Origin of the sequence: Paracoccus simplex, assembly GCF_042648325.1 — a bacterium.
GTDB classification, from domain to species: domain Bacteria; phylum Pseudomonadota; class Alphaproteobacteria; order Rhodobacterales; family Rhodobacteraceae; genus Paracoccus; species Paracoccus simplex.
Map to the genome: position 1 here is coordinate 58,887 of NZ_JBHRXE010000009.1, position 26,747 is coordinate 85,633.

Below are 26,747 nucleotides of genomic sequence, written 5' to 3' on the forward strand. Positions count from 1 at the left end.
CCTCGGCGCGGTTCAGGTGGAAGGTGGCGCGGGGATGCGCGAGCAGCGGCCGCAGCCGCGCCGCCTTCTCGGGGCTGGCGGGCACGATGCGCAGCGTGGCGCCGGTCAGGCAGGGGTCGCGGGCGATGCCGGCCAGCAGCTCGGCGGTCAGGTTGCCGTCGATGACCAGCGTGCCCCGCCAGGGTCGGGCGTGGTCGCCCAGCCGGCCGTCGCGCAGCGGCGCCAGGATCGCGCTGCCCGCGGCCTCGAGCGCGCGCGCATCGGCGATGGCGGCGACCAGCTCGTCCGGGCTTTCGATGGCAAGATAGCTGTCGGTCGGCAACCCGCCGTCGCGCCAGAGCCAGCGGGTCTCGACGCCGTGGCGCTGCGCCTCGGCGATCAGCGCCGCGCCCGGCGCGTCGCGGCCGACGGCGGACAGCATGGCCGGCCGCAGCCCGTGCCGGGCCAGGGCCAGCGCGACATTCAGCGCCACGCCGCCGGGCTGCCGGGTGATCCGGCCGGGAACGTCGCCGCCGGGGCCGAGCCGCAGGGCAGAATGGCCGATCATGTCCCAAAGCATCGCGCCAAGGCAGAGGATGCGGGGCGGTTCGGTCATCCGGGCTGGTCTCGGGCCGTTGCTCTTGCGGTCTGCGGGTCGCCGGCGCTTTGCGGGGATGGGGTGAGAGGCTGGACAACGACCCAAGCGGGACTCGTTACGGCTGCTTCCTTCCGGACCTGACCGGGTTGGCGAGGCGCCTGCCCGCGCCAACCTCTCGCCGCCTAGATAGGCGCAGGCGCGGCGGGATGCAAGCGCCTTGCCGGCTAGAGATGCAGGCGCAGGCGCAGGAAGCCGTCCGGGCCGATGCCGGCCGGTTCGACCGGGGTGCCGAGCGCGTCGAGATGGGCTGCGGCCGCCGGCCCGGTCTCGAACAGGACCGAGGTGCCGGGCAGGGGCCGGAAGCTCCAGCCGGTGCGGGCGTCCGGGGCCAGCACGCGGCGGCGCGCCACATAGCGGCGCAGCACCTCGCGGGTGCGCGAGGTGCTGTCCAGCAGCACCGGCCGCCCCGCCGCCACCGGCGCGAACAGCCCGCAATCGGAAAGGCGATAGCTGTTGGTCACCAGGATGAACTGCTGGTCGGCCGCCACCGGCTGGCGGCGATGGGTCATGGCGCCGATCCGGTGCGAATCGGCATGGGCCAACGCGCCGTCCGGGGCGTAGCGCGGCGGCAGGCTCAGGTCGATCTGCCAGTCGAGCCCGTCGATCACGTCGAAATTATAGGTGGGAAACTCGGGGTCGATCAGCGGCTGGTCGGGCTTTCCCGGCTGGACCTGCAGAAACAGGCTGGCCGAGCGTTCCAGCCATTCGCGCAGCTCGGCCCCGGTCAGGCGGATGGCGCAGATCCGGTTCGGGAACAGGTAGAGATCGGCGATATTGCGCAGCGTCAGCCGCCCCGCGGGCACGTCGGTGTAATGCTGCGGCCCGCCGCGGCCGCCGGCGCGGAAGGGCGCGGCGGCCGACAGGATCGGCAGATCCTGCCAGCGCGTGCCGCGCAGCGCCCGCCGCACATGCCAGCGCTGCGCCATGGCCACCAGCCGCAGGCCGGGATCCTCGCCGATCAGCGCGAAATAGCTGCTGAGCGGTCGTTCGGTGCGGCCGATGCGGCGGCGGAAATGCCGCAGGGTCTGGCGATGGGCGGAAAGGGCCGGGCCGCTGACGCTGGCGTGATCCTCCTCGGCCGCGACCGGCTCGGCGCGGCAGGTGAAATCGGCGATGCGCCAGCCGGTGCCGGCGCTTTCCAGCCGCAGGTCGATCAGCCCCAGATGCGAGCCCCAGAAGCCCGGCATCACCGCCGGCTTGCCGGCCAGCGTGCCGCGCCGGGCGTCGATCCCGGGCCCCTGCGGATGGGCGGCCGAGGGGAAGACCCGGTGCGTATGGCCGGCGATCACCAGGTCGATGCCGGGCAGGGCGGCCAGCGCGGTGGCGGCGTTCTCCATCATCGGCGCCGGCTGCAGTGCGCCGATGCCGCTATGCGACAGCGCCACGACCAGATCCGCACCCTGCTGGCGCAGCGCCTCGATGCCGGCCCGGGCCGCCTGCAGGATGTCGGCGACCCGGATCTCGGGGCGCAGGGTCGGCTCCCAATCCACGGTCTGCGGCGGCAGGAAACCCAGCACGCCGATCCGCAGCCGCCGGGCCGTGCCGCGGCTGTCGCGGACCTGCCGTTCCAGCAGCAGGTGTTGGCTGACCGGCAGCGGCCGGACCGGATGCAGGTTGGTGGCGGCAAAGGGGAACTCGGCCTCCTCCAGCGCCCGGCGCAGGAAGCCGGTGCCGAAGCTGAAATCGTGATTGCCCAGCGTTGCCGCGTCGTAGCGCAACGCGTTCATCGCCGCGATGGCCGGATGCGGGCCGATTCCCCCGCTCTCGGCCAGGTAATCGCCCATCGGGCTGCCCTGCAGGAAATCGCCATTGTCGAAAAGCAGGCAGTTCTCTGCCGTGCGGCGGGCTTGGGCGATCAGCGCGGCGGCACGGGACAGGCCGATATGCCCGGCGGGCCGATCCGCCAAATAATCATAGCCCAGCACATGCATGTGCAGATCCGTCGTCGCCATGATGCGAAGTGCAATCGAAACAGGATATTGCGAGGCGTCGGCTTGAAAATCTTTACGGCACATGCCGATTGCATGCTGTCATTAACGACAATATGCAACTATAGATTGCATCGCCCGGCGCGATCCCTCGGGGTATGTGGCGGCCTTGCATGCTGCGCTGCAACATGGGAAGAACCGGGCAGAGCCCTTCAGATCGTTTTTCATCGCCGGATTATCCATGAAATTCTCGACCCGACAGGACACCGACCTTTCCGCCGACGAGCTTTTTCGGGCGATGAGCAACTTCGCCAATATCGAGCGGTTGCTTGTGCGGCGCGGCGCCTCGGTGCGGCGGCTGGACGATCTGGCGCAACCCGGCGTCGGCATGCGCTGGCATGTCGGCTTCGACTGGCGCGGCCGTCAGCGGGAATTGCAGCTTGAACTGGCGCGGCTCGACCGGCCCGAGCTGATGGTGATCGAGGGCAGCTCGGACCAGTTCAACCTGACGCTTCGCATGACCGTGGTGGCGCTGACCCCCAGCAAGTCGCGGCTGATCTTCGAGGCCGAGGTGCAGCCCCGCGGCATGAAGGCGCGGCTGTTGCTGCAGACCGCCAAATTGGGCAAGGCGCAGCTTGACCGCAAGTTCGCCGGACGCATCGGCGATTTCGTCAACCGCATGTCCGCCGAGGCGATGGCCTGAAACTGAAACCGGGCCGCGCCGGTGGCGGCTCAGCCCTCGACCGGTTCCCGGCGGGCTTGCGCGGCGCGCAGCGGATCGGCCGGGTAGACGCCCAGGATGTTCAGGCTCGAGGTGAAATAATCCAGCTCTTCCAGCGCGCGGGCGACATGCGGATCCTCGGGATGGCCCTCGATATCGGCATAGAACTGCGTGGCGGTGAACACGCCGTCCACCATGTAGCTTTCCAGCTTGGTCATGTTGACGCCGTTGGTGGCGAAGCCGCCAAGCGCCTTGTAAAGCGCCGCCGGGATATTGCGGACCCGGAAGACGAAGCTGGTCATCATCGTCGCGCCGCCCTGGGGATTGGTGCGGCGGCTGAAATCGGGCTGCCGGGCCATGACCAGGAAGCGGGTGGTGTTGTTCTGCCGGTCCTCGATCCCCGAGGCGAGTTCCTCGAGCCCGTAGATCTCGCCCGCAAGCGGCGCGGCCAGCGCGGCCAGCGCCTTTTCGCCCCGCCGCGCCACCTCGAGCGCCGAGCCGGCGGTATCGGCGCCGACCAGGCCGTGGATGGCATGGCGGCGCAGGAAGCCGCGGCATTGGCCCAGCAGCACCGGATGGCTCATCGCCTCGCTGACCTCGGACAGCCGGGTGCCGGGCACCGCCAGCAGGCTGATGCGCACCCGCACGAAACCTTCGTCGATAATGTGCAGGCCGGTTTCCGGCAGCAGGTGGTGGATGTCCGCGACCCGGCCATAGGTCGAGTTCTCGACCGGCAGCATCGCCAGTTCCGCCCGGCCGCTGCGCACCGCCTCGATAGTGTCCTCGAAGGTGCGGCAGGGCAGGGCCTCCATCTGCGGGCGATAGGACCGGCAGGCCTGATGGCTATAGGCGCCGGGCTCGCCCTGGAACGCGATCACGTTCTGGACCGGGGATTCGCTCATCTCTCACACCTTCGCTTGCGGGGCGCGGCCGCCCGTGTCGGGGCGGTGACTCCGCCCGTTTTGTGTTATGGGGGCGACAACTATACCTTGAACCATCGGAACAAAAGCGCATAGATACGGCCAAATCCACGGATAGACCCAAGGGACCCGCAGACATGTTCGATACCATGACCGTCACCAAGGCAGCCGGGGCGTTGATCGGCTCGCTTCTGTTCCTTCTGCTGATGAGCTGGGCGGCATCGGGCATTTTTCACGTCGGTCCCGCCGGTCATGGCGCCGAGGGCGAGGAACATGCCCAGGCCTATACCATCCCGGTCGAGGATGCCGGCGGCGCCGAGGAAGAGGCTGCGGATGAGGGCCCCGATTTCGCCACCGTCCTGGCTTCGGCCGATGCCGCCGCGGGCGAGAAGGTCTTCGGCAAGTGCAAGGCCTGCCACAAGCTGGACGGCTCCGACGGCACCGGCCCGCATCTGAACGGCGTGGTCGGCCGCCCGGTGGCCAGCATCGGCGGCTTCAGCTATTCGGACGGCATGGTCGCGCATGGCGGCGACTGGACGCCCGAGGCGCTGCAGGAATTCCTGACCAACCCGAAATCCGTGGTCAAGGGCACCAAGATGGCTTTCGCCGGCCTGCCGAAGGTCGAGGATCGTGCCAACCTGATCGCCTATCTGGAAACCCAGAAGTAAGCCCCTGCCGGGTCGGAAGATGGCGGGCGTCCCCCTGGGGCGCCCTTTTTTCGTTGCGCCGCGCCGCCCGCCGCTCACGCAATTGCATGTTGAACCGTGGCGCGTGGCTGCTAGCCTGCAGGCCAGGCGCGGGTCGGGATGCAATCCGGCCCGGATCGAGACAGAACGAGGATCAGAAAGACCCGATGACGATGCCCTTCCTGCGACATGCCCCGCTGGCCCTGCTGCTTGCGCTGACGCCCGCCGCCGTCCTGGCCCAGCAGCAGCCGACCGGGCAGGCCCCGGAACAGGGCGCGGGCCAGGCGCAGAAGCCCGGCACCATCGTGTCGCACGGTATCGCGGTCTTCGGCGAGCCGGCGCTTCCGGCGGATTTCAAGCACTTGCGCTATGTGAACCCCGAAGCGCCGAAGGGCGGCGAGATCTCGGAATGGTTCAGCGGCGGCTTCGACAGCTACAACCCCTATACCCATCGCGGCCGCGCGGCGCTGCTGTCGAACGTCATGCTGGAGCCGCTGATGGAAAGCGTCGCCGACGAGATCGGCAGCGCCTATTGCCTGCTCTGCGAGACCATCGAATATCCCGAAAGCCGCGACTGGGTGATCTTCCACCTGCGCCCCGAGGCGAAATTCTCGGACGGCACGCCGCTGACCGCGCATGACGTGCTGTTTTCGTTCGAGCTGTTGCGCGACAAGGGGCTGTCCTCCTATCGCACCATCATCTCGAAGGTGGTCGCCAAGGCCGAGGTGATCGACGAGCACACGATCAAGTTCATCTTCCAGCCGCACTATCCGCGTCGCGACGTGATCCAGTCGGTCGGCGGCCAGATCGTCTTCTCGCGCGAGGATTTCCGCAAGAACAAGCGCGACGTCGAACAGTCGAGCGCCATTCCCTTCGTCGGCTCGGGCCCCTACATGTTCGACAAGGCCGAGATGGGCCGCTCGATCACCGTGCGGCGCAACCCGGACTATTGGGGCAACGACCTGCCGATCAACATCGGCCGGCACAATTTCGACCGCATCCGCGTCGAGTATTTCGGCGATTACGACAGCGCCTTCGAGGCTTTCAAGGCCGGGGTCTATACCTTCCGCAACGAGGCCAGCTCGATCCACTGGGCGACGCGCTACGATTTTCCCGCCGTGCAATCCGGCGTGGTGAAAAAGGAGGCGCTGCCGGACGGCACCATCGCCAACGGCCAGGGCTGGGTCTTCAACCTGCGCCGCCCCAAGTTCCAGGACATCCGCGTGCGCGAGGCGATCGGGCTGATGTTCAATTTCGAATGGTCGAACGAGACGCTGTTCTATGGGCTTTACCAGCGCGTGAACTCTGCTTGGGACAACAGCCCGCTGAAGGCCGAGGGCAAACCCAGCGAGGCCGAGCTTGCGCTGTTGAGGCCCCTGGCCGCGGACCTGCCCAAGGAGGTGCTGACCGAGGATGCCGTGGTCCAGCCGGTCTCGGGCAAGAACCAGCTTGATCGCGGTCACATGCGCCGCGCCGCCAAACTTCTGGACGAGGCGGGCTGGAAGCCGGGCGCGGACGGGCTGCGCCGCAATGCCAAGGGCGAGGTGCTGCGGGTCGAGTTCCTGAACGACAGCGCCACCTTCGACCGGGTCATCAACCCCTTCGTGCAGAACCTGCGCGCCATCGGCATCGACGCGGTGAACGCCCGCGTGGACGATGCCGAGATGACCAACCGCACCCGCAGCCATGATTTCGACATCGTGACCGACCATCTGGCGCAGAGCTATTTCATCAGCGGCGATACCGAGCAGACCTTCGGCTCGGAAAATGTCGGCGACGTGTTCAACCCGATGGGCCTGGCCAATCCGGCCATCGACGCGCTGGTCCAGCAGGGCATCGAGGCGACCACCCAGGAGGAGATGACCACCGTCGCCCATGCGCTGGACCGCAGCCTGCGCGCCCTGCGCTTCTGGGTGCCGCAATGGTACAAGGCCGAGCATACCGTTGCCTATTACGACATCTTCGGCCATCCCGAGACCTTGCCGCCCTATGCGCTGGGTGAGCTTGATTTCTGGTGGTATGACGCGGATAAGGCGGCAAAGCTGAAACAATCCGGCGCGCTGCGCTAGGGCCTTCGGGGCCGGTGCGGATCAAGGCGGAGCAAAGGGACGGATGGCAGCCTATATCCTGCGGCGCTTGCTGCTGATCATACCCACGCTGATCGGCATCATGCTGGTCAACTTCACGCTGACGCAATTCGTCCCCGGCGGCCCGATCGAGCAGATCATCGCCCGCGTCCAGGGCGAGGGCGACGCGCTGCGCAACATCACCGGCGGCGGCGGCGAGGCGGCGCAGAACACCGAATATGCCGGGGCACGCGGCATCCCGCCCGAGCTGCTGGACCAGCTGGAAGTCCAGATGGGCTTTGCCAAGATCGTCTGCACGCCCGCGCATGAGGGCGAGCCGGACCTGAAATCCCCCGATTGCGCCAAGGAAAAGATCGGCGCGGTCGAGCGTTTCCTGATCATGCTGGGCAATTACGTCCGCTTCGATTTCGGCACCAGCTTCTTCCGCTCGATCTCGGTGATCGACCTGGTGCTGGAAAAGATGCCGGTCTCGATCACGCTGGGGCTGTGGTCGACGCTGATCGCCTATCTGATCTCGATCCCGCTGGGCATCCGCAAGGCGGTCCGGAACGGCTCGGCCTTTGACACCTGGACCAGCGGCATCATCATCGTCGGCTATGCGATCCCGGCCTTCCTGTTCGCGGTGCTGCTGATGGTGCTGTTCGCCGGCGGCAGCTACTGGCAGATCTTCCCGCTGCGCGGGCTGACCTCGGACAACTGGGCCGATCTGAGCCTGTGGGGCAAGGTCAAGGACTATCTGTGGCACATCACCCTGCCGGTGCTGGCGACGACCATCTCCAGCTTCGCCACCCTGACGCTGCTGACCAAGAACAGCTTCCTGGACGAGATCAACAAGCAATATGTCATGACCGCCCGCGCCAAGGGCCTGACCGAGGGCCGCGTGCTTTACGGGCATGTGTTCCGCAACGCCATGCTGATCGTGATCGCCGGCTTCCCGTCGATGTTCCTGGGCGTGTTCTTCGGCGCCTCGATCCTGATCGAGACCATCTTCTCGCTTGACGGGCTGGGCCGGCTGGGCTTCGAGGCGGCGGTGCAGCGCGACTATCCGGTGATCTTCGGCACGCTTTATGTCTTCGGGCTGCTGGGTCTGCTGGTCGGCATCCTGTCGGACCTGATGTATGTGCTGGTCGATCCGCGCATCGACTTCGAGCGGAGGGCCGGCTGATGGCCATGACCGAGCTGACCCGCCGCCGATTGCGCAATTTCCGGCGCAACAAGCGCGCCTTCTGGTCGCTGATCGTCTTCACGGTGCTGTTCGTCGCCTCGCTGTTCGCGGAACTGATCGCCAACGACAAGCCGATCCTGGTCAGCTACCGGGGCGAGTTGCATGTCCCGGTCTATCGCTTCTATCCCGAGACCGCCTTCGGCGGCGATTTCGGCACCGAGGCGATCTATACCGATCCCGGCGTGCAATGCCTGATCCGCACCGGCGGACGGCCCGAATGCTGGGACGACCCCGAGACGACCGAGCGCGAGGCCCGCGAAACCGGCATGGTCGCCGGCGAGAAGGTCGAGCGCGGCTGGATGCTTTGGCCGCCGATCCCCTATCACTATCGCAGCATCAACAATGTCGGCACCGCCCCCAGCCCGCCGGACGGCGCGCATCTGCTCGGCACCGACGACACCTCGCGCGACGTGCTGGCGCGGGTGATCTACGGCTTCCGCCTGTCGATCCTGTTCACGCTGATCGTCACCGTGGTCGCCTCGCTTCTGGGAATCACCGCGGGCGCCGTGCAGGGCTATTTCGGCGGCCGCACCGATCTGGTGTTTCAGAGATTGCTTGAGATATGGGGCTCAACCCCTTCTCTTTACGTCATCATCATTCTGTTCGCGATTTTGGGGCGCAGCTTCTGGCTGCTGGTCTTCGTCTCGATCCTGTTCGGCTGGCCGGCGCTGGTCGGCGTGGTGCGGGCCGAGTTCCTGCGGGCGCGCAACTTCGAATATGTCCGCGCCGCCCGGGCGCTGGGGGTCAATGACCGCACCATCATGTTCCGCCACATCCTGCCCAATGCCATGGTGGCGACGCTGACCATGCTGCCCTTTGTCGTCACCGGCACCATCTCGTCGCTGGCGGCGCTGGATTATCTGGGCTACGGCCTGCCGACCTCGGCGCCGTCGCTGGGCGAGCTGGCCTTGCAGGCCAAGCAGAACCTGCAGGCGCCCTGGCTGGGCTTCACCGCCTTCTTCAGCTTCGCCATCATGCTGTCGCTGCTGGTGTTCATCTTCGAGGGCGTGCGCGACGCCTTCGACCCAAGAAAGACCTTCCGATGACGCCGGTTCTGGAAGTCAGTGACCTGCGGGTGGGGTTCCGGCAGGACGGGCAGCTTGTCCCCGCCGTCAAGGGCGTCAGCTTCACCGTCGGCAGGGGCGAGACGGTGGCGCTGGTCGGTGAATCCGGCTCGGGAAAATCGGTCACGGCGCTGTCGACCGTGCGGCTGCTGGGCGAGGCGGCCGAGGTCGCGGGCTCGGTCCGCTATGCCGGGCGCGAGTTGCTGGGCGCCTCCGAGCCCGAGCTGCGCCGGGTGCGCGGCAACGACATCAGCTTCATCTTCCAGGAGCCGATGACCTCGCTGAACCCGCTGCACACCCTGGAACGGCAGCTGGCGGAAAGCCTGGCGCTGCACCAGGGGCTGCGCGGCGCGGCGGCGCGGGCGCGGGTCGTCGAACTGCTGACCCGCGTCGGCATCCGCGACCCGGAAACCCGGCTTGCCGATTACCCGCATCAACTCTCGGGCGGCCAGCGCCAGCGGGTGATGATCGCCATGGCATTGGCCAATGGCCCCGAGCTGCTGATCGCCGACGAGCCGACCACGGCGCTGGACGTGACCATCCAGGCGCAGATCATGGAACTTCTGGCCGAGTTGAAGGCCGCCGAGGGCCTGTCGATGCTGTTCATCAGCCACGATCTCGGGCTGGTGCGCCGCATCGCCGACCGGGTCTGCGTGATGAAGGGCGGCGAGATCGTCGAGCAGGGCCCGGTCGAGCAGATCTTCGCCCATCCGCAGCACGACTATACCCGCATGCTGCTGGCGGCCGAGCCCAAGGGCCGGGCCGAGCCGCTGGCCGGCGACCCGCCCGAGGTGGTGGCGACCCGCGATCTCAAGGTCTGGTTTCCGATCCAGCGCGGCTTCCTGCGCCGCACCGTCGGCCACGTCAAGGCGGTGAACGGCGCCACGCTGTCGGTCCGCGCCGGCGAGACGCTGGGCATCGTCGGCGAATCCGGCAGCGGCAAGACCACGCTGGCGCTGGCGATCATGCGGCTGATCGAAAGCGACGGGCCGATCCTCTATATGGGCCGCGATATTTCCAGGGTACCGGGCCGGGCGCTGCGGTCCTTGCGCCGCGATATGCAGATCGTCTTTCAGGATCCCTATGGCAGCCTGTCGCCGCGCATGACGGTCGAGCAGATCATCGCCGAGGGCCTGGGCGTGCATGGCGTCGAGCCGGGCCGCGACCGCCGGCAGATGGTGGATGAAATCATGCGCGAGGTCGGGCTCGACCCGGCCACCATGCACCGCTATCCGCATGAATTCAGCGGCGGCCAGCGCCAGCGCATCGCCATCGCCCGCGCGATGATCCTGAACCCCAGGCTGGTGGTGCTGGACGAACCCACCTCGGCGCTGGACATGACCGTGCAGGTGCAGATCGTCGAGCTGCTGCGCCGGTTGCAGAAGAAGCATGGGCTGGCCTTCCTGTTCATTAGCCACGACCTGCGCGTCGTGCGCGCCATGTCGCACCAGATCATGGTCATGCGCGCCGGCGAGGTGGTCGAGCAGGGTGCGACAGAAGCGGTTTTCGACCGTCCGAAAAGCGACTACACTCGCCGCCTGATCCAGGCGGCCTTCCTGACGGCAGTGCGTGAAGATTCATCGGTAAGCCAATGAAAATCCTGTTTGTCCATCAGAACTTTCCGGGGCAGTTCCTGCATCTGGCGCCGGCGCTGGTGGCGCGCGGCCATGACGTCCTGGCGCTGACCGACGAAAAGAACGAACGTCCCTCGCCGGTCCGGGTGGTGCGCTACAAGGCGCCGGGCGAGCTGAATCTGCCGCCGATGCTGGGCCGGACCTATAGCGAGATGGCCGAGCGCGGCTGGCTGGCGGCGCGCGGCTGCCGGGCGCTGCGCGACCGGCACGGCTACACGCCCGACGTGATCTTCGGCCATAGCGGCTGGGGCGAGACGTTGTTCCTGCACGAGATCTGGCCCCAGGCGAAGCTGCTGGTCTATGCCGAGCTCATGTATCGCACCCGCGGCCATGATGTCGGTTTCGACCCCGAGATCAGCCCGGACAGCGACGAGGGGCGGGTCAGTACCGTCGCGCGCTCGGCGCATCTGATCCAGGGGCTGGTGCAGGCCGATGCCGGGCTGGCGCCGACCGAATACCAGGCCAATTCCTTCCCGCCCGAGCTGCGCGGCAAGCTGACGGTGATCCATGACGGCATCGACACGCTGAAGGTCTGTCCCAATCCGCAGGCCGAATTCCTGCTGCCCGACGGGCGCAGGTTTCGGCCCGGAGACGAGGTGTTGACCTATGTCTCACGCTCGCTGGAGCCGTATCGCGGTTTCCACCGCTTCATGCGCGCGCTGCCCGAGGTGCTGCGCGCGCGGCCGAACGCGCAGGTGGTGCTGATCGGCGGCGACGGGGTCAGCTATGGCAGCGCGCCCAAGGATGCGGCGAACTGGAAGGACAAGCTGCTGGCGGAGCTCGACGGCCGGCTGGACCTGGCGCGGGTGCATTTCATGGGTCGGGTGCCCTATCCGCAATATCTGGCGCTGCTGCAGGTCGCGAAAGTGCATTGCTACCTGACCTATCCCTTCGTGCTGAGCTGGTCGCTGACCGAAGCCATGGCGGCCGGCTGCTACATCGTCGGTTCGGATACCGAGCCGGTGCGCGAACTGGTCCGCGACGGCGAGAACGGTCGGCTGGTGCCGTTCTTCGACCAGCCGGCGCTGGAGACGGCGCTGATCCGCGGCCTGGCCGGCGATCCCGATGCCGCGCGACTGAAGGCGGCGGCGCGCGAAACCATCCTGCACGGCTATGACCTGCACCGGCACAGCCTGCCGCGGCTGATCGACTGGGTGGAAGGCTTCGCGCCCTAAAGCTCGATTTCGCTTGCCGGGTCGCGGTCGGGCAGCGGCTTTGGCGCGTCCGGCAGCGGGTTCAGGCGCGGGTCGTCTTCGGGCGCCGGGCGCAGCATGTCGCGCAGCGCGTCGCCCACCGGCGGGGGCGACGGCGCATCGGCGCGGCGGCGGATCAGGATGTCGCCGTTTTCCAGCCGCTCGGGCGCCTGGTAGTTGCGCACGTCGTCCATCAGCTTGCCGATGTCCTGCAGCACCGGCGCGACCGAGCCCAGCGTGTCGCCCAGGTCGCGGCCCAGCCGGTCCAGATGCGGCTCGGCCTCGTGCAGCAGGTTGCGCATGAAATTCTCGAGCCCGCCTTCCAGCGAGTCGGAATCCGGCGCCGGGATGTCCGATGGCGGCGGTTCGTCGGCAAGCGGCGGCTCGTAATCCTGCGCCATGGCGAGAAAGGCCGTCAGGGCGACACAGAGGGTTGCGGGGACAAGCAGATTGCGCATGGGCTGGTCCTTCGGCTGTTCGCAGGGAAACGGATGCCGGGCGGGCCGGGTTCCCTCAGGCCGGGCGGGCCTGATGCATGGTGCGGAAATTCTCCCAGGCTTCGTTCAGGGCGCGGGTGCGGGCCTCGGCCAGGCGGATGGCCTCGGGCGGCAGGCCGCGGGCGATGGCGCGGTCGGGATGGCTTTCGCGCACCAGATCGCGCCAGCGCCGCCGCGCCTCGGGCAGCGGCGTGTCGGGCGCGACGCCCAGCACCTCGCAGGAGGGGCAGCCCTGCCGGCGGTCGTGGCGGGCGCGGATCGCCGCCACCTGCTCGGCCGGCAGGCCGAAGATGCGCGCCACCTCGTCGATGAAGATGATCTCGGCCTCGTGCAGGTCGGTATCGGCGACGGCGATGATGAACAGCCCCTCGACCACGTCGGCCAGAACCGGGTCGCCCGGCGGGAACATCGCCGCGATGCGCCGCGCCCAGGCGTCGAAGCCCGCGACGTCCTGCCGCGCCAGGTCGAAGACCCGGGCGGCGTTCTTTTCCTCGGAGCGCGGGATGATGAAGACGCGGCGAAAGGCCGCCACCTCGGAGCGGGCCACGGCGCCGTCGGCCTTGGCGAGCTTGGCCCCCAGCGCGATCACGGCGATGGTGAAGGCCACGGACTTCTCGGGCGGGGTGGCCGGGCGGCGTGCGCCGACGATCGCCGCCAGCCGGTCGGCGATGCGTTGCCAGAAACTGCGCGGCTTGGGCAGTTCGGGGCAGGTCTTCTGCGGGTCCTTGATCGCGGCGTCCATGGCAGCAGCCTAGGCGGGGCGGGATGCCAAGTCCACTGACATTCCCGCCAGTTATGCGGCTTTACCTGCGGCTTTCCAGCGCCGCCTTCACGACCAGCACCACCAGCGCGATGACGGTCAGGGTCGAGGCGGCGGCAAAGGCGCCGGTGGTGTTGAGGTCGTTGAACATCAGCTCGATCTGCAGGGGCAGGGTGTTGGTCTGGCCGCGGATCGAGCCGGAAACCACCGACACGCCGCCGAACTCGCCCACGGCCCGCGCCGTGCACAGCACCGCGCCGTAAAGCAGCGCCCAGCGGATATTGGGCAGGGTGACGCGGGAAAACACCTGCCAGCCGCGCGCCCCCAGCGTGACCGCCGCCTGTTCCTGTTCCGAGCCCTGGGCCTGCATCAGCGGCAGCACCTCGCGCACCACGAAGGGGGCGGTGACGAACATGGTCACCAGCAGGATGCCGGGCAGGGCGAACATGACCTTCAGGTCATGCGCAGCCAGCCACGGGCCCAGCAGCCCTTGCCGGCCGTAAAGCAGCAGGTAGCAGATGCCGGCGATGATCGGCGAGATCGAGAACGGGATCTCGATCAGCACCATCAGCAGCTTGCGGCCCGGAAAGCGGAAACGGGCGATGGCCCAGGCGGCCGCGATGCCGAAGGCGATGTTGACCGGCACCACGATCACCGCGACCAGCGTCGTCAGCCAAATCGCATGCAGGACCAGCGGGTCGGTGATGTTGGCCAGATAGACCGCCCCGCCCTCGGCGAAGGCGCGCCAGAAGATGAAGGCCAGCGGCGCCACGACGAACACCGCCGTCAGCACGAAGGCGAGAGCGATCAGCAGCCGCGGCGCGGCGCGGCTTTGGCCGGGGGCGTGGGTCAGGGCGATGCTGCTCATCATCGGGCCTCCAGATGGCGGGCGGCGCGGAACTGGATCAGGTTCGAGACCACCAGCAGGACCAGCGCGAACATCAGCAGAACCAGCGCGATGGCGGCAGCGCCCTGGTAATCGTATTCTTCCAGCCGGATATAGGCCAGCAGCGCCGCGATCTCGGTCTTGAAGGGCAGGTTGCCGGCGATGAACACCACCGCGCCGAACTCGCCCAGGGATCGGGCGAAGGCCACGGTCGAGCCCGCCAGCCAGGCCGGCAGGATCGCCGGCAGCACCACGCGGCGGAAGATGGCGAAGGGCCGGGCGCCCAGCGTCATCGCCGCCTGTTCCAGCGCCGGGTCCAGATCCTCCAGCACCGGCTGGATGGCGCGCACCACGAAGGGGATCGAGGTGAAGGTCATCGCCAGGATCACGCCGCCCAGCGTATAGACCAGCTCGATTCCGGCACCGGTCAGCGGCGCGCCGAACCAGCCGTTCGCCGAATAAAGCGCGGTCAGCGAGATGCCGGCGACGGCGGTCGGCAGGGCGAAGGGAATGTCCATCAGCGCATCCAGGATGCGCTTGCCGGGAAAGTCGTAGCGCGTCAGCACCCAGGCCATCAAGAGCCCGTAGAAGGCGTTGAAGGCCGTGGCCGCGGCGGCGGCGGTCAGCGTCACCCGCAGCGCCGCCAGCGTGCGCGGCGCGGTGACGATGGCCCAGAACCGTGCCGGCCCGATCTCGGCGCCCTTCAGCATCAGCGCGATCACCGGGATCAGGATCACCAGCGCGACGTAAAGCAGCGTGGTGCCGAGGCTCAGCGAGAACCCCGGCAGCACGCGTTTCGCGCGGATCGGCGCTGTGGCGGTCATCGGTTGACGAAGACCGTGTCGAGGATGCCGCCCTCGGCCAGATGCTCGGCCGTGACCTTGTCCCAGCCGCCGAAGACCTCATCGACGGTCAAGAGCTTCACCTTGGGGAACTCGGCGGCGTATTTCGCCGTCACCGCCTCGTCGGTGGTGCGGAAATGGTTCTTGGCCAGCGTCTCCTGCGCTTCGGGCGAATAGAGCCAGGTGAGATACTCGGTCGAGACCTCGGTGGTGCCGTTCTTCTCGGCATTCTCGCTGACCACGGCGACCGGGAAGGCGGCGAACAGACTGGTCGCCGGCGTCACCGCCTCGAAGCCCTGGGCCTCGTACTGCTTGGCGATGGCCTTGGTCTCGGCCTCGAAGGTGATCAGCACGTCGCCGATATTGCGCTCGGCGAAGGTCTGGGTGGCGGCGCGGCCGCCGGTGTCGAAAACCGGCACATTGGCAAAGATCTTGCCGACGAATTCCTGCGCCTTCTCGGGCGTGCCGCCCGCTTGCGTCAGGGCATAGGCATAGGCGGCCAGATAGGTGTACCGGCCGTTGCCGCTGGTCTTGGGGTTCGGGAACACCGCCTGCACGTCGTCGCGGGCCAGGTCCGACCAGTCCTTGATGCCCTTGGGATTGCCCTTGCGCACCAGGAAGGCCGGCAGCGAGTAATAGGGCGAGGCACCGTTCGGCAGCGCTTCGCGCCAATTCTCGGCCACCAGGCCGTTCTGGGCCAGCACGTCCACGTCGGTTTCCTGGTTGAAGGTCACCACATCGGCCGGCAGCCCTTCGAGAATGGCGCGCGCCTGTTTCGACGAACCGGCATGGCTTTGGTCGATGGTCACGTCGCGGCCGGTCTTGTCCTTCCAATAGGTCTGGAATTCGGGATTAAGCGCCTCGAACAGCTCGCGGCCGATATCATAGCTGACATTCAGGATCTTGTCCTGGGCCAGCGCCGGGGTGGACCCCAGCAGAAGCGCCAGAGCGGCGACGTGAAGCTTGCGGATCATCATAGGCTTTTCTCCTTGCGGGGGAATTCGGCGGCGGCGGCCTGCGCGGATGCGGCGCGGGGGCCGGGAAAGATCGTGCCCGCCTCGGGGCGCAGATTGACGCGGGCGCCGGGGACCAGCCCCTGCGCCTCGGGCGCGCGGCGGGGCAGGTCGATGCCGAACTGGCCGGTGCCGTCGGTCAGGTCCAGCCGCAGCAGGGCGCCGTTGCTGGTGCGACGCGCCACCTGCCAGCGCCCGGAGGGATCGGCCAGCGGGGTGACGTCGGCGGGACGCAGGAACAGCGTCGCCGGCCCGTCGGGCAGGGCGCGGCGCGACAGGCGGCTGGGATCCAGCCCCTGCGCCTCGGCCCGGCCGGCCTGCAGCATCACCGGCAGTTCGATGGTCGCGCCCATGAAGCGGGCGACGAAGGGGCTGGCGGGGTGGTCGTGGATCTGGTCGGCATTGCCGATCTGCTCGATCCGCCCCTCGCCCATCACCACGACGCGGTCGGCCAGTTCGAAGGCTTCCTCCTGGTCATGGGTGACGAAGATCGTGGTCGAGCCGGTCTCGTCATGCACCTCGCGCAGCCAGGCGCGCAGGTCGCGGCGCACGGCGGCGTCCAGCGCCCCGAAAGGCTCGTCCAGCAGCAGCACCGTCGGCTCGATGGCCAGCGCGCGTCCCAGCGCGACGCGCTGGCGCTGCCCGCCCGAAAGCTGCGCCGGATAGCGGTCGCCCAGATGCGCGATCTGCAGGAATTCCAGCAATTGCCCGACCCTGGCCGCGATCACCGCCTTGCCGGGCCGCTGGGCGCGCGGGCGCACGGTCAGGCCGAAGGCGATGTTGTCGCGCACGCTCATATGCGGGAACAGCGCGTAATGCTGGAAGACGAAGCCGATGCGGCGGTCCTGCGCCGGCAGATGCAGCCAGTCGGCGCCATGCACCACCAGCCCGCCTGCATTCGGCCATTCCAGCCCGGCGATGATCTTCAGCAGCGTGGTCTTTCCCGAGCCCGAGGGTCCGAGCAGCGCCACCAGCTCGCCCGATTCAATGGTCAGGTCGATGCCGCGCAGCACTGCGGTGCCGTCGAAGCTCTTGGTCATGTGCTCGATGACGATGGACATGGGCGCCTCCGTTTCGGCAGCAGAGGTAACGGGCGGGTCCGGGCTCGGCAAGCCGGGCCCGCCCCGGGCGCCTGGACCGGCGACGAACGATTTCCCAAGGCTGGCCGGGCAGCGGACCGCTATTCGCTGCCCCCGGCCCTGGCGCGGAAAGCGTCCGGGCATGGGCGGGGCGGCGGGCGCATTCTTCCTTATTTTTCATGCCGCCCCGCCGCGCGGGGCTTCGCAATCCCGCAACCCGCTGCTAGGGTCCGGCGCGCAGCAGCAAAGGAATGGCGCGATGGATGGCGGGGATCTGGTGATCGGGCGGGAAAGCCCCCTGGGCGAGGATCTGGCGCTGCTGTTTCGCCGCCACACCGCCGACATGCATGCCGACACGCCGCCGGAATCGATCCACATGCTGCCGCGCGCCGCGCTGGAGGGGCCGGAGATCGCCTTCTTTGTGCTGCGCGAGGGCGGCGTGGCCCTGGGCATGGGCGCGGTCAAACGCATCGCCCCCGCTCATGGCGAGATCAAGTCCATGCATGTGTTGACCGAGGCGCGCGGCCGCGGCCATTCCCGCCGCATGCTTCAGGCGCTGATCGACCATGCCCGCGCCGAGGGCATGGCGCGGCTGAGCCTCGAGACCGGGGTGCAGCCGACCTTCATCGCCGCGCGCGGGCTTTACGCGCGGGCGGGTTTCGTCGAATGCCCGGCCTTTGGCGATTACCGGCCGGACCCGAACAGCGTCTTCATGACGATTGATCTGGGCGGTCCGGATTGAGCGGTTGATTCAGCCGCTGTCCTGCGCCATGACTGCCGCCATGCGGGCCCGTAGCTCAACTGGATAGAGCAGGGACCTTCTAAGTCCAAGGTTGAGGGTTCGAGCCCTTCCGGGCCCGCCAATCATATCAAGATCTTAGACCGAGTCATGGTCTTGTCGCTTAGGTCCGGCGAACCGAAACGGGCTTGCTGAACTCAGGCGAACCTGCTGCGGAACGAACGCGCGACGTGGGCAGCCGGTGCGGCGGGCGATCGGCGGGCTGCTGTGCCCGGGATAGGCGGCGGCTTCCTCAACGGGCGTTTCGATTTCGATGCTGAAACGGCCGGCTGCGCGGTGCAGCTCGTGCGGGGCGCCGGCCCTGCGGGTGACGCCTGCGGGAAAACCGCGCGGCGTCTTACCCGAACCTGGCATGGCCCGATGAAAACGGGGCCGGCAAAGCCGACCCCGGATGCCTTTCCACGATGGTTCCGGCCGCTATTCCACCAGCGGCTTGTGATGCTGGGCGTGGCGGACCGCCAGCTTGCGGCCCATGCGGCCCGAAGCCAGGATGCGTGCCCCGGCGGGCAGGTCTTCCTCGGCCCGGTCGCGCAGTTCGGGGAAGATCGCAAAGATTTCCTCGCGCGCCGCCCGGCCGACCGATTTCAGCGCCTCGGCCCCGGTATAGAGCGACTCGGTCTCGGCGCCTTCCGATAGCACGATCTCGTGCCGGTCGAAAAGGACGTGGAAATACTCCACCGCCTCGACATCCTCGGCGATGTCGATGCCGGGGATCTGCAGCAGCTGCTTGGCGGCAACCAGCACCTCGTCGGCACCGAACATCTTCCGGGCGATCTTCGAGCGCGCCAGGATGCGATGCTGCGGCGAGACCATGAGGTCGCGGTGGGGCAGGCCCCGCCCCAGCGCTCCGGCCGAGATGCGGATCGGACGCAGGTTCGGGCTGACCGCCAGCGACCGGCTGCCGAGCAGGCGCGAGCCGATCCAGCGCACCGGCTGCAGCCCGTGATCGCGGGTCACGACACGGATGCCGGGGGCGAGTTCCTCGACCGGGATGATGCCGTGCTCGGTCTCGATCAGCGTGCCGCGGGCGAAGCAGGGGAAGCAATGACGGTCGGTGAAGATGCCGTCATGGCACAGGTCATAGCAGCGCGGATTGCTGGGAAAGTCGACCGAGGCGATGGGACGCGAGGTCATCGCCGCGACCTCGGCCGCCGAGGCGCTTTCCGGCGGCGGCATCAGGAACGTGTTGCCGGCGGTATCCTGCATGATGCGGACCGGCAGGTTCAGCGTCTCGACGCTGCCATCGGGGTTGCGGAAGGTCACGGCGGTGTTGTGAACGATGAAGGTCGCATCCACCTTGTAGGCGGATTCGTTGCCGTCGCCATCCGCGTCGTGCCGGATGCTTTCCGACCGGAATCCCCAAGGCCCGTCATTGGTGTCGATCACGCCGTCGCGGTTGCGGTCGTCGGCGCTGACCTCGACCAGGCGCTTGGAGAGCGGCTGGTCCGACGAGCCGAAGTCCTGGCCGCCGAGGATCTTGCCCGCCTTCTCGGCGCCGGAAAAGAACTCGTTCGGATCCATATCGGGTAGCTTCCCGAGATAGATCATCTTTTCGCAGTCGGGGCCCGAGGGACCGCAATGGTCGCCTTGCCCGCCATGGTCACCGCCATGCTCGAAGGTCATCGTTAACACTTCCCATCAGATACGCGGCGATGCTGGCCGCGTAGTCGGTTGCCTTGCGGATCTGGCCTTTGGACAAGCGAAACCCTTCGCCAAAACGGCGTTTCCTGCCGAATGCGGCGGGACAGGCTTGTCAGGGGCTGCGACACGCAACATCGGGCCGGATGGCGCCGACACATATTTCTCTAAAATGAATGCTCATTATGACAAGCGCGGAAACTAAACCGATCAGTAGAAAATCACGACAATTCATACATGGTAACGGGATGGATGGGAGAATATCGGTGACTTTCAACGGGTTTTCCCAACCGCCTAGGCTGTCAATATGTCAAATAATATGCAAAATTCCTCAACTGCTCGGCTGGCTTGTGCCGCCAAGTCAACTTGGCTCAGCGTTTCTGAGTGGAATGGGCGGGAAAACCGCTGCCGCAGGGGTTGCCTGGCCGGCTGAGTGATTCCGTCAGAGAGCGCCCATCGCCCGGAGGCGCAGGACCGCCCATTCCCGAGCGTTTTTCACGGGGCGCAAAATTCAAACCCGAGCATTCGCATCGGAAATCCATCGCCGAGAAATTAACTCAAGTATATGTTTTTATTATATTATTCATTGACCACCCTGAAGCCGCCCGCTATAGCGGCCTTAGGGTTGCCAGCCAGCGGAAAGCCAGCCAGCAACCACGGACCCAGCCAGCCAGACAGGAGACATCGAATGGCAAAGACCGCTTGCAACGCCTGCGCGTTCTATGAGGATCACGTCGCCAACTCCGCCAGCACGCTTTCGGATTCCGGTCTGTGCCGCGCCAATCCGCCCGTCACCCAGAAGGATGCGGATACCCGAGGCTATTGGCCTGTGGTCAAGTCGAACGACTGGTGCGGGCAGTTCGCCGTCAGTTTCGCGGCCGAGTGATCCACGGCGACCGGCGTTTCAAGGCAGCCCCCGGGCTGCCTTTCGCATTTTTGCAAGGCTGGCCCGCGCAGCCCGACTGCCCGCGCGGCTTCGCCTTAGGTTTCGGCCTTGGGCAGGTGATGCAGCAGCGATGAGCAGGCGCCCATGATATGGGCGTGGAGCAGGGCGCCGGCCTTTTCGACATCGCCCTCGCGGCAGGCGGCGAGGATCTGGCGATGCTCGCGATCCGCCGTGCCCTGGCCGTGCGACAGCGCCAGCTGGATGCGCAGGTAGCGCTCCAGCCGGTCGTTCACCGCGCGGATGGTGCCGACCAGGAACGGCCGCTGCGCGTCCAGATACAGGCGACTGTGGAACCGCCAGTTCAGCGCCGACCATTGCGCCACATCGGTTTCCCGGGCGAAGGCGTCGCAGAAGGCCTCGGCCTCGGCGAAGGTCTCGGGGGTCATATGCGGCACCGACAGCCTGATGGCGGCCGATTCGAGAATGGCGCGGGTCTCGAAGATCTGGGCGATCTCGGGTTCCGAGACCGCGGTGACGATGGCGCCCTTGTTGCGCTGGAACTCGACCAGACCCTCGGCCTCGAGCCGCTTCAGCGCCTCGCGGACCGGGATCTTGCTGACGTTGAACATCCTGGCGACATCGTCCTGGCGGATCGGCTCGCCCTCGTCCAGCGTGCCGTCGGCGATGGAATCGCGGATGAATTTCAGGATGATGTCAGAGGCGCTGGGGGCCTTGCCGAGATTGGGAACCTCTGCAGGCTTGAATGGCATTCCGTGTTCCCCCGCGCTGTCCGATGTTCAGGATATGGTAGCCGATATGCCGCTGCAAGCGCCGCGCGGCTTGACAGGGCCGGACGGGGGCGGCAGTTTGCAGCCATCGTATACGAAATATAATCTTAATCCAGACGTTCGAGGAGGAGCAATGCGCCGCGCGAAACTCGTGCCTGTCCTGCCCTGCCATACCAAAGCCGAGGCCGGCGGTGTGAGCGTCGGCGGCATCGCCCTGCCGCCGGTCCGTGCGCGGTCGCGCCGGGTCGCGCCAGATCAGCCACAGCGGCATTTCGTGTTGACCGAAGCGCGCGGCGGCAGGCTTCGGCAGGTCGACCTGCTGGTGCCGCCGCGGGGTCCGCGGGCGCAGATGGGCTGGATCGTCATCAAGCCCGCCGACACCCCGGCCATCTCCGGCTCGAATGCGCTCTGCGTGGCAAGGGTGTTGCCGGCGCGGCCGGGCGGGCTGACCAAGGTCAAGGCCGAGTGCCGCGACGGCAGGGCCGGGCAATGATTGGCAACGCTGCCCCGCAGTTCCTGTCCTACGCGGCGGCGATCGGCCGGCTGGACTGGTCGGATGCGGTCGAGGCGCTGCGCCAGGGCCATGCTCTGCCAAGGGCGCAGATCCGCGACGTGTTCCTGGGCCCGCCGACCGGCACGATGATGAGCCGCTCGGCCTGGATCGAGGGGCTGGGCTACGGCGCCAAGACCTTCACCGTCTTCGACGGCAATGCGGCGCGCGGCCTGCCGACGGTGCAGGGCGCCATGCTGGTCTTTGACGAGGATGCCGGCGCGCTGCGCGCCATCGTCGACAGCCCGCTGGTGACCGAGGTCAAGACCGCCGCCGATTCCGTGCTGGGCGCCAGCCTGCTGGCCCGGCCGGACAGCCGGCACCTGCTGGTGGTCGGCGCGGGCACGGTCGCGACCAGCCTGGTCAAGGCCTATACGGCGGTGCTGCCGGGGATCGAGCGGGTCTCGGTCTGGTCGCGTCGTCCCGAACAGGCGCAGGGGCTGGTGGCCGGGCTGGACGACATCGGGGCCGAGCTGGTGGCGGTGCCGGATCTGCGGGCGGCGGTGGGCCAGGCCGACATCGTCTCCTCGGCCACCATGGCGCGGCAGCCGGTGATTCTGGGCGACTGGGTGCGGCCCGGCACCCATGTCGACCTGATCGGCGCCTTCAAGGCCGACATGCGCGAGGCCGACGACGCGCTGATGGCCCGCGCCGCGCTGTTCGTGGACAGCCGCGAAACCACGCTGGGCCATATCGGCGAGCTGATGCTGCCCATCGCCTCGGGCGCGATCACCGCCGAAAGCGTGCTGGGCGATCTCTACGACCTGGTGCGCCCCGACGCGCGCCGGCGGCGGTCCGGGGACGAGATCACCGTCTTCAAGAACGGCGGCGGCGCGCATCTCGACCTGATGATCGCATCCTATATCGCCCGGGCGATGGCGGGCTGAGCCCTCAGCCCAGGCGGAAATTCTGCTCGACCACCGCCTCCATCGAGACATGGCTCGAGGTGTTGCTGACATGTGGCAGCACCGAGATCTTCTCGGCCAGGATGCGCCGGAAATCCGCCATGTCGCGCGAGCGGACCTTCATCAGATAGTCGCAGCCGCCGGCGATCATGTAGCATTCCTCGATCTCGGGGATGGCGCGGATGGCGGCGTTGAACTGCTGCAGCGCGTGTTCGCGGGTGTCGGTCATATTGACCTCGACATAGGTCACATGCGTCAGCCCCAGCTTCAGCGGCGACAGGATGGCGCGGTAGCCGGTGATCAGACCGATTTCTTCCAGGTGCCGGATGCGCTGCGCCACCGGGGTCTTGGACAGACCGACCCGGCGCGCCAGCTCGGCGATGGGGATTCTTGCGTTCTCGGTCAGTTCCGCCAGGATCTTCCTGTCCAGGGCATCAAGATCCAGATTCATTCTGCAAACCGTCCCGAATTTGTTCCATCGGCCTAGCAGATGGGCGAATTTCAGGCGCACCGCCTGACAGCCATCTGGTATTCCTGTCCTATCGAATAAGGAGATCGGCATGACCCCTGTCAACCCCACCCCGCATCCGGACATGTTTTCCGCGCAGGCGAAATTCGCCGACGAGGCGGCGTTGCTGCAGGGGCTGGTCGCGCAGGCGGCGCTGGATCCCGGGGCCCGCGCCGCCATCAGCGCCCGGGCCGCGGACCTGGTGCGCCGCATCCGCGACGAGGCCAGGCCGACGATGATGGAGCATTTCCTGGCCGAATACGGGCTTTCGACGCGCGAGGGCGTGGCGCTGATGTGCCTGGCCGAGGCCATGCTGCGGGTGCCCGACCGCATGACCATCGACGCGCTGATCGAGGACAAGATTGCGCCCTCGGACTGGGGCAAGCATCTGGGCGAGGCGTCGTCCTCGCTGGTCAATGCCTCGACCTGGGCGCTGATGCTGACCGGCAAGGTGCTGGACGACGACCAGTCGGGCATCGCCGGCACCCTGCGCCGCGCCGTGCGCCGGCTGGGCGAGCCGGTGATCCGCACCGCCGTCGGCCGCGCCATGAAGGAGATGGGCCGGCAGTTCGTGCTGGGCCAGACCATCGAAGGCGCGCTGGAACGCGCCAGCAAGCGCGAGGCGCAGGGTTTCACCTATAGCTACGACATGCTGGGCGAGGCGGCGATGACCGGCGCGGACGCGGCGCGCTACGACCGCAGCTATGCCGACGCCATCGCCGCGATCGCCAAGGCCTGCACCAAAGGCTCGGTCGAGGACAATCCCGGCATCTCGATCAAGCTTTCCGCGCTGCATCCGCGCTACGAGGTGGCGCAGGAGGGGCGGGTCATGGCCGAACTGGTGCCGGTGGTGCTGAAGCTGGCGCGCCAGGCCAAGGCCGCCGGCATGGGCATGAACATCGACGCCGAGGAACAGGATCGGCTGGTGATCTCGCTGAAGGTGATCGAGGCGGTGCTGTCGGACCCCTCGCTGGCCGGCTGGGACGGCTTCGGCGTGGTGGTGCAGGCCTATGGCAAGCGCGCCGGGCAGGTGATCGACTGGCTTTACGCGCTGGCCGAGCGGCTGGACCGGCGCATCATGGTGCGGCTGGTCAAGGGCGCCTATTGGGACACCGAGATCAAGCGCGCCCAGGTCGAGGGCTTTCCGGGCTTTCCGCTGTTCACCAGCAAGGTCGCGACCGATGTCAGCTATATCGCCAATGCCCGCAAGCTGATCGGCTATGCCGACCGCATCTATCCGCAATTCGCCACCCATAACGCCCATACCGTCGCCGCGATCCTGGAGATGGTCGGCGACATCCGCTTCGAGTTCCAGCGCCTGCACGGCATGGGCGAGCGGCTGCACGACATCGTGCTGCGCGACCACAACTGCCGCTGCCGCATCTACGCGCCGGTCGGCGCGCATCGCGACCTCTTGGCCTATCTGGTCCGGCGATTGCTGGAGAACGGCGCCAACAGCAGCTTCGTGCACCAGATCGTGGATGAAACCGTCTCGGCCGAGGAGGTCGCCCGCGATCCGTTCGCTGCGCTGCAGACCGCCCAGCCGCCGCGCTCGCTGCTGGCGCCCGATGCACTGTTCGGGGCGGCACGCCGGAACTCGACCGGCTTCGACCTGAGCGACGCGGAAACGCTGGCGCGGATCCATGCCGCCCGCGAGGTGGCGATCCCGGATGCGATGCCGCTGACCGTCTCGGAGCCCACCGGCAAACGCCAGGACGTGATCAATCCCGCGACGGGCGAAAAGATCGCCGAGGTGCTGATGGTCGACGCCGGGACCGCCACCCGCGCCATCGACGACGCCCGGCCTTGGGAAGCCCCGGCGGCGGAACGCGCCGCTGTGCTGCGTCGTGCCGCCGATCTATATGAGGCGCATTACGGCCCGGTCTTCGGCATCCTGGCGCGCGAGGCCGGCAAGGCGCTGCCCGATGCGGTGGCCGAGCTGCGCGAGGCGGTGGATTTCCTGCGCTATTACGCCGCCGAGGGCGAAGCGGATGACGGGCCCCCGCGCGGCATTGTCGGCGCGATCAGCCCGTGGAACTTCCCGCTGGCGATCTTCACCGGCCAGATCGCGGCGGCGCTGATGGCCGGCAATGCCGTCATCGCCAAGCCCGCCGAGCCCACCCCGGTCATCGCCGCCTATGCCATCCGCCTGCTGCATCAGGCCGGGGTGCCGAAGGCGGCGCTGCAATTGCTGCCCGGCCGCGGCAGCGTGGTCGGCGCGGCGCTGACTTCGGATCCGCGCGTTGCCGGGCTGGTCTTCACCGGCTCGACCGAGACGGCACAGACCATCGCCCGCACCATGGCCGCGAACCTGGCGCCCGGCACGCCGCTGATCGCCGAAACCGGCGGGCTGAACGCCATGGTGGTCGATTCGACCGCCCTGCCGGAACAGGCGGTGCGCGACATCGTGAACTCGGCCTTCCGCTCGGCCGGCCAGCGCTGCTCGGCGCTGCGCTGCCTTTATGTGCAGGAGGACGTGGCGCCGCATCTGATCCAGATGATCAAGGGCGCCATGGACGAATTGCGGATGGGCGATCCCTGGGATCTGACCACCGATGTCGGCCCGGTCATCGACCCCGGCGCGCAGCGCGAGATCGGTGATTACATCGCCGCCGATGCGGGCCGCGTGCTGCACAAGCTGGCGGCGCCGTCGCGGGGCTTCTTCATCCCGCCGACCATGCTGAAAGTGTCAGGCATCGCCGATCTGGAGCGCGAGATCTTCGGCCCCGTCCTGCATGTCGCCACCTTCAGGGGCGACCAGCTGGACCAGGTGATCGCCGACATCAACGCCCGCGGCTTCGGCCTGACCTTCGGGCTGCACACCCGCATCGACAGCCGCGTGCAGGAGGTCTCGGACGCCATCCATGTCGGCAATATCTATGTGAACCGCAACCAGATCGGCGCGGTGGTCGGCAGCCAGCCCTTTGGCGGCGAGGGGCTGTCGGGCACCGGGCCCAAGGCCGGGGGGCCGCGCTATGTGCCGCGCTTCTTTGCGCCCGCCGCGCCTGCGGCCCCGGCCGGCGGCTGGCAGGGCCAGGCCGACGAGGCCCGGCTGCGCGGCGCGCTGGCCAGCGCGGCCCCGAAGAAGATCGAGGAGCGGCTGATGCCCGGCCCCACGGGCGAGCTGAACCGCCTGACTGCGCATAGCCGCCCGCCGCTGCTCTGCCTCGGCCCCAGCGCCGATACGGTCGCGGCGCAGGTAGCGGCGGTCGAGGCGCTTGGCGGGCAGGCCGTCGGCGCCGATGGCGCACTGCCCCCCGAGGCCCTGACCCGGCTGCCGCAGCTTTCCGCCGTGCTCTGGTGGGGGGACGAGGCGCGCGGCCGCGCCTATGCCCAGGCCCTGGCCGCGCGCGACGGCGAGATCGTGCAGCTGGTCACCGCCATGCCCGACCTGGCCCATGTCGCGCATGAGCGCCATCTTTGCGTCGACACCACCGCCGCCGGCGGCAATGCCGCGCTGCTGGCCGGCTGAGATTGCGCAGCGGGCCGGCCGCGGCCCCT

Annotated in this window: 24 protein-coding genes, 1 tRNA gene and 1 other RNA gene; 13 read left to right on the top strand and 13 right to left on the bottom strand. The window is 67.8% G+C overall.

From position 1 onward, the window contains the following. The 3 genes from ACFOMP_RS04470 to ACFOMP_RS04480 all read right to left on the bottom strand — a co-directional run. Positions 1 to 595 (bottom strand): PfkB family carbohydrate kinase (locus ACFOMP_RS04470; RefSeq protein ID WP_379028138.1); only part of this gene is annotated, 595 nt, incomplete at its 3' end. 62 nt (positions 596 to 657) lie between these two features. Further along, an RNA gene (gene ffs, locus ACFOMP_RS04475) (signal recognition particle sRNA small type) lies at positions 658 to 754 on the bottom strand. 47 nt (positions 755 to 801) lie between these two features. Continuing rightward, the gene (locus ACFOMP_RS04480; RefSeq protein WP_379028140.1) at positions 802 to 2,652 is read right to left on the bottom strand and encodes a bifunctional 2',3'-cyclic-nucleotide 2'-phosphodiesterase/3'-nucleotidase; all 1,851 of its coding nucleotides are present in this window, start codon (positions 2,650 to 2,652) and stop codon (positions 802 to 804) included. A gap of 154 nt (positions 2,653 to 2,806) precedes the next feature. Between ACFOMP_RS04480 and ACFOMP_RS04485 the strand changes: the two genes are divergently transcribed. Beyond that, the gene (locus ACFOMP_RS04485; RefSeq protein ID WP_289893762.1) at positions 2,807 to 3,268 is read left to right on the top strand and encodes a hypothetical protein; all 462 of its coding nucleotides are present in this window, start codon (positions 2,807 to 2,809) and stop codon (positions 3,266 to 3,268) included. A gap of 29 nt (positions 3,269 to 3,297) precedes the next feature. On the opposite strand, the gene ACFOMP_RS04490 is transcribed toward ACFOMP_RS04485, so the two are convergent. Next, positions 3,298 to 4,188, bottom strand: a complete 891-nt coding sequence (locus ACFOMP_RS04490; protein WP_379028142.1) for a prephenate dehydratase — start codon at positions 4,186 to 4,188, stop codon at positions 3,298 to 3,300. Positions 4,189 to 4,343: 155 nt separating this feature from the next. Between ACFOMP_RS04490 and ACFOMP_RS04495 the strand changes: the two genes are divergently transcribed. The 6 genes from ACFOMP_RS04495 (at position 4,344) to ACFOMP_RS04520 (ending at position 12,077) form a co-directional block, all read left to right on the top strand. Further along, positions 4,344 to 4,874, top strand: coding sequence for a c-type cytochrome (locus tag ACFOMP_RS04495; RefSeq protein ID WP_379028144.1), 531 nt, complete (start codon positions 4,344 to 4,346; stop codon positions 4,872 to 4,874). A 185-nt stretch (positions 4,875 to 5,059) separates the two neighbouring features. After that, the gene (locus ACFOMP_RS04500; RefSeq protein WP_379028146.1) at positions 5,060 to 6,961 is read left to right on the top strand and encodes an extracellular solute-binding protein; all 1,902 of its coding nucleotides are present in this window, start codon (positions 5,060 to 5,062) and stop codon (positions 6,959 to 6,961) included. Between the two features lie 43 nt (positions 6,962 to 7,004). After that, positions 7,005 to 8,144 carry a microcin C ABC transporter permease YejB gene (locus ACFOMP_RS04505; RefSeq protein WP_289893758.1) on the top strand — a complete coding sequence of 380 codons (1,140 nt, stop codon included), beginning with the start codon at positions 7,005 to 7,007 and terminating at the stop codon, positions 8,142 to 8,144. Continuing rightward, on the top strand, positions 8,144 to 9,250 hold the full coding sequence (locus ACFOMP_RS04510; RefSeq protein ID WP_379028148.1) for an ABC transporter permease: 1,107 nt from the start codon (positions 8,144 to 8,146) through the stop codon (positions 9,248 to 9,250). Before ACFOMP_RS04505 ends, ACFOMP_RS04510 begins: the two co-directional genes overlap by 1 nt. Continuing rightward, a complete protein-coding gene (locus tag ACFOMP_RS04515) occupies positions 9,247 to 10,863 on the top strand; it encodes an ABC transporter ATP-binding protein (protein ID WP_379028150.1) in 1,617 nt (538 codons plus the stop codon). Before ACFOMP_RS04510 ends, ACFOMP_RS04515 begins: the two co-directional genes overlap by 4 nt. Then, a complete protein-coding gene (locus tag ACFOMP_RS04520; protein WP_379028152.1) occupies positions 10,860 to 12,077 on the top strand; it encodes a glycosyltransferase in 1,218 nt (405 codons plus the stop codon). The genes ACFOMP_RS04515 and ACFOMP_RS04520 overlap by 4 nt, the downstream gene beginning before the upstream one ends. Here the strand turns inward: ACFOMP_RS04520 and ACFOMP_RS04525 are convergent. The 6 genes from ACFOMP_RS04525 to ACFOMP_RS04550 form a co-directional block, all read right to left on the bottom strand. Beyond that, positions 12,074 to 12,553 carry a hypothetical protein gene (locus tag ACFOMP_RS04525; RefSeq protein ID WP_289893754.1) on the bottom strand — a complete coding sequence of 160 codons (480 nt, stop codon included), beginning with the start codon at positions 12,551 to 12,553 and terminating at the stop codon, positions 12,074 to 12,076. The two genes, ACFOMP_RS04520 and ACFOMP_RS04525, sit on opposite strands and share 4 nt — an antisense overlap. A 55-nt stretch (positions 12,554 to 12,608) precedes the next feature. Further along, positions 12,609 to 13,334 (bottom strand): molecular chaperone DjiA, encoded by a 726-nt coding sequence (locus ACFOMP_RS04530; RefSeq protein ID WP_289893753.1) that lies wholly within the window; start codon positions 13,332 to 13,334, stop codon positions 12,609 to 12,611. Between the two features lie 61 nt (positions 13,335 to 13,395). Continuing rightward, a complete protein-coding gene (gene cysW / locus ACFOMP_RS04535; protein WP_289893752.1) occupies positions 13,396 to 14,220 on the bottom strand; it encodes a sulfate ABC transporter permease subunit CysW in 825 nt (274 codons plus the stop codon). After that, positions 14,220 to 15,062, bottom strand: coding sequence for a sulfate ABC transporter permease subunit CysT (gene cysT / locus ACFOMP_RS04540; RefSeq protein ID WP_379028155.1), 843 nt, complete (start codon positions 15,060 to 15,062; stop codon positions 14,220 to 14,222). Before cysT ends, cysW begins: the two co-directional genes overlap by 1 nt. Continuing rightward, entirely contained in the window at positions 15,059 to 16,057 is a 999-nt protein-coding gene (locus ACFOMP_RS04545) for a sulfate ABC transporter substrate-binding protein (protein ID WP_379028157.1), read from the bottom strand. The genes cysT and ACFOMP_RS04545 overlap by 4 nt, the downstream gene beginning before the upstream one ends. Next, complete coding sequence (locus tag ACFOMP_RS04550) at positions 16,054 to 17,154, bottom strand: sulfate/molybdate ABC transporter ATP-binding protein (RefSeq protein ID WP_379028159.1); 1,101 nt, start codon at positions 17,152 to 17,154, stop codon at positions 16,054 to 16,056. Before ACFOMP_RS04550 ends, ACFOMP_RS04545 begins: the two co-directional genes overlap by 4 nt. Positions 17,155 to 17,431: 277 nt before the next feature. Between ACFOMP_RS04550 and ACFOMP_RS04555 the strand changes: the two genes are divergently transcribed. Both ACFOMP_RS04555 and ACFOMP_RS04560 read left to right on the top strand, forming a co-directional pair. Further along, positions 17,432 to 17,914, top strand: coding sequence for a GNAT family N-acetyltransferase (locus tag ACFOMP_RS04555; protein ID WP_289893748.1), 483 nt, complete (start codon positions 17,432 to 17,434; stop codon positions 17,912 to 17,914). Between the two features lie 44 nt (positions 17,915 to 17,958). Further along, a tRNA-Arg gene (locus tag ACFOMP_RS04560) sits at positions 17,959 to 18,035 on the top strand. Positions 18,036 to 18,388: 353 nt separating this feature from the next. Here ACFOMP_RS04560 and ACFOMP_RS04565 read toward each other — a convergent pair. Beyond that, complete coding sequence (locus ACFOMP_RS04565) at positions 18,389 to 19,594, bottom strand: Hint domain-containing protein (RefSeq protein ID WP_379028161.1); 1,206 nt, start codon at positions 19,592 to 19,594, stop codon at positions 18,389 to 18,391. A gap of 703 nt (positions 19,595 to 20,297) precedes the next feature. On the opposite strand from ACFOMP_RS04565, the gene ACFOMP_RS04570 reads away from it, so the two are divergent. Continuing rightward, on the top strand, positions 20,298 to 20,495 hold the full coding sequence (locus tag ACFOMP_RS04570) for a hypothetical protein (RefSeq protein ID WP_019352195.1): 198 nt from the start codon (positions 20,298 to 20,300) through the stop codon (positions 20,493 to 20,495). A gap of 95 nt (positions 20,496 to 20,590) precedes the next feature. Here ACFOMP_RS04570 and ACFOMP_RS04575 read toward each other — a convergent pair whose 3' ends face one another. Beyond that, complete coding sequence (locus ACFOMP_RS04575; protein WP_289893746.1) at positions 20,591 to 21,265, bottom strand: GntR family transcriptional regulator; 675 nt, start codon at positions 21,263 to 21,265, stop codon at positions 20,591 to 20,593. Positions 21,266 to 21,416: 151 nt separating this feature from the next. On the opposite strand from ACFOMP_RS04575, the gene ACFOMP_RS04580 reads away from it, so the two are divergent. Both ACFOMP_RS04580 and ACFOMP_RS04585 read left to right on the top strand, forming a co-directional pair. Then, positions 21,417 to 21,776, top strand: a complete 360-nt coding sequence (locus ACFOMP_RS04580) for a proline racemase family protein (protein ID WP_379028164.1) — start codon at positions 21,417 to 21,419, stop codon at positions 21,774 to 21,776. Then, positions 21,773 to 22,720: an ornithine cyclodeaminase family protein gene (locus ACFOMP_RS04585; RefSeq protein ID WP_379028166.1), complete on the top strand. Its 948-nt coding sequence runs from the start codon at positions 21,773 to 21,775 to the stop codon at positions 22,718 to 22,720. Before ACFOMP_RS04580 ends, ACFOMP_RS04585 begins: the two co-directional genes overlap by 4 nt. A 4-nt stretch (positions 22,721 to 22,724) precedes the next feature. On the opposite strand, the gene ACFOMP_RS04590 is transcribed toward ACFOMP_RS04585, so the two are convergent. Beyond that, on the bottom strand, positions 22,725 to 23,189 hold the full coding sequence (locus ACFOMP_RS04590; RefSeq protein WP_289893743.1) for an Lrp/AsnC family transcriptional regulator: 465 nt from the start codon (positions 23,187 to 23,189) through the stop codon (positions 22,725 to 22,727). A 109-nt stretch (positions 23,190 to 23,298) separates the two neighbouring features. Between ACFOMP_RS04590 and putA the strand changes: the two genes are divergently transcribed. Further along, the gene (gene putA, locus ACFOMP_RS04595) at positions 23,299 to 26,718 is read left to right on the top strand and encodes a bifunctional proline dehydrogenase/L-glutamate gamma-semialdehyde dehydrogenase PutA (protein WP_379028168.1); all 3,420 of its coding nucleotides are present in this window, start codon (positions 23,299 to 23,301) and stop codon (positions 26,716 to 26,718) included. The last annotated feature ends 29 nt before the right edge of the window (positions 26,719 to 26,747 follow it).

Excerpts from the sequence above, each read along its gene's own strand:
- ACFOMP_RS04550 (WP_379028159.1), bottom strand. The coding sequence starts at position 17,154 with ATGTCCATCGTCATCGAGCACATGACCAAGAGCTTCGACGGCACCGCA.
- ACFOMP_RS04520 (WP_379028152.1), top strand. The coding sequence starts at position 10,860 with ATGAAAATCCTGTTTGTCCATCAGAACTTTCCGGGGCAGTTCCTGCAT.
- ACFOMP_RS04545 (WP_379028157.1), bottom strand. The coding sequence starts at position 16,057 with ATGATGATCCGCAAGCTTCACGTCGCCGCTCTGGCGCTTCTGCTGGGG.
- ACFOMP_RS04555 (WP_289893748.1), top strand. The coding sequence starts at position 17,432 with ATGGATGGCGGGGATCTGGTGATCGGGCGGGAAAGCCCCCTGGGCGAG.
- ACFOMP_RS04585 (WP_379028166.1), top strand. The coding sequence starts at position 21,773 with ATGATTGGCAACGCTGCCCCGCAGTTCCTGTCCTACGCGGCGGCGATC.
- ACFOMP_RS04505 (WP_289893758.1), top strand. The coding sequence starts at position 7,005 with ATGGCAGCCTATATCCTGCGGCGCTTGCTGCTGATCATACCCACGCTG.
- ACFOMP_RS04565 (WP_379028161.1), bottom strand. The coding sequence starts at position 19,594 with ATGACCTTCGAGCATGGCGGTGACCATGGCGGGCAAGGCGACCATTGC.
- ACFOMP_RS04510 (WP_379028148.1), top strand. The coding sequence starts at position 8,144 with ATGGCCATGACCGAGCTGACCCGCCGCCGATTGCGCAATTTCCGGCGC.
- ACFOMP_RS04525 (WP_289893754.1), bottom strand. The coding sequence starts at position 12,553 with ATGCGCAATCTGCTTGTCCCCGCAACCCTCTGTGTCGCCCTGACGGCC.
- ACFOMP_RS04500 (WP_379028146.1), top strand. The coding sequence starts at position 5,060 with ATGACGATGCCCTTCCTGCGACATGCCCCGCTGGCCCTGCTGCTTGCG.
- ACFOMP_RS04590 (WP_289893743.1), bottom strand. The coding sequence starts at position 23,189 with ATGAATCTGGATCTTGATGCCCTGGACAGGAAGATCCTGGCGGAACTG.
- ACFOMP_RS04580 (WP_379028164.1), top strand. The coding sequence starts at position 21,417 with ATGCGCCGCGCGAAACTCGTGCCTGTCCTGCCCTGCCATACCAAAGCC.
- ACFOMP_RS04570 (WP_019352195.1), top strand. The coding sequence starts at position 20,298 with ATGGCAAAGACCGCTTGCAACGCCTGCGCGTTCTATGAGGATCACGTC.
- cysW (WP_289893752.1), bottom strand. The coding sequence starts at position 14,220 with ATGAGCAGCATCGCCCTGACCCACGCCCCCGGCCAAAGCCGCGCCGCG.
- ACFOMP_RS04530 (WP_289893753.1), bottom strand. The coding sequence starts at position 13,334 with ATGGACGCCGCGATCAAGGACCCGCAGAAGACCTGCCCCGAACTGCCC.
- ACFOMP_RS04515 (WP_379028150.1), top strand. The coding sequence starts at position 9,247 with ATGACGCCGGTTCTGGAAGTCAGTGACCTGCGGGTGGGGTTCCGGCAG.
- ACFOMP_RS04485 (WP_289893762.1), top strand. The coding sequence starts at position 2,807 with ATGAAATTCTCGACCCGACAGGACACCGACCTTTCCGCCGACGAGCTT.
- putA (WP_379028168.1), top strand. The coding sequence starts at position 23,299 with ATGACCCCTGTCAACCCCACCCCGCATCCGGACATGTTTTCCGCGCAG.
- ACFOMP_RS04495 (WP_379028144.1), top strand. The coding sequence starts at position 4,344 with ATGTTCGATACCATGACCGTCACCAAGGCAGCCGGGGCGTTGATCGGC.
- cysT (WP_379028155.1), bottom strand. The coding sequence starts at position 15,062 with ATGACCGCCACAGCGCCGATCCGCGCGAAACGCGTGCTGCCGGGGTTC.
- ACFOMP_RS04480 (WP_379028140.1), bottom strand. The coding sequence starts at position 2,652 with ATGTGCCGTAAAGATTTTCAAGCCGACGCCTCGCAATATCCTGTTTCG.
- ACFOMP_RS04575 (WP_289893746.1), bottom strand. The coding sequence starts at position 21,265 with ATGCCATTCAAGCCTGCAGAGGTTCCCAATCTCGGCAAGGCCCCCAGC.
- ACFOMP_RS04490 (WP_379028142.1), bottom strand. The coding sequence starts at position 4,188 with ATGAGCGAATCCCCGGTCCAGAACGTGATCGCGTTCCAGGGCGAGCCC.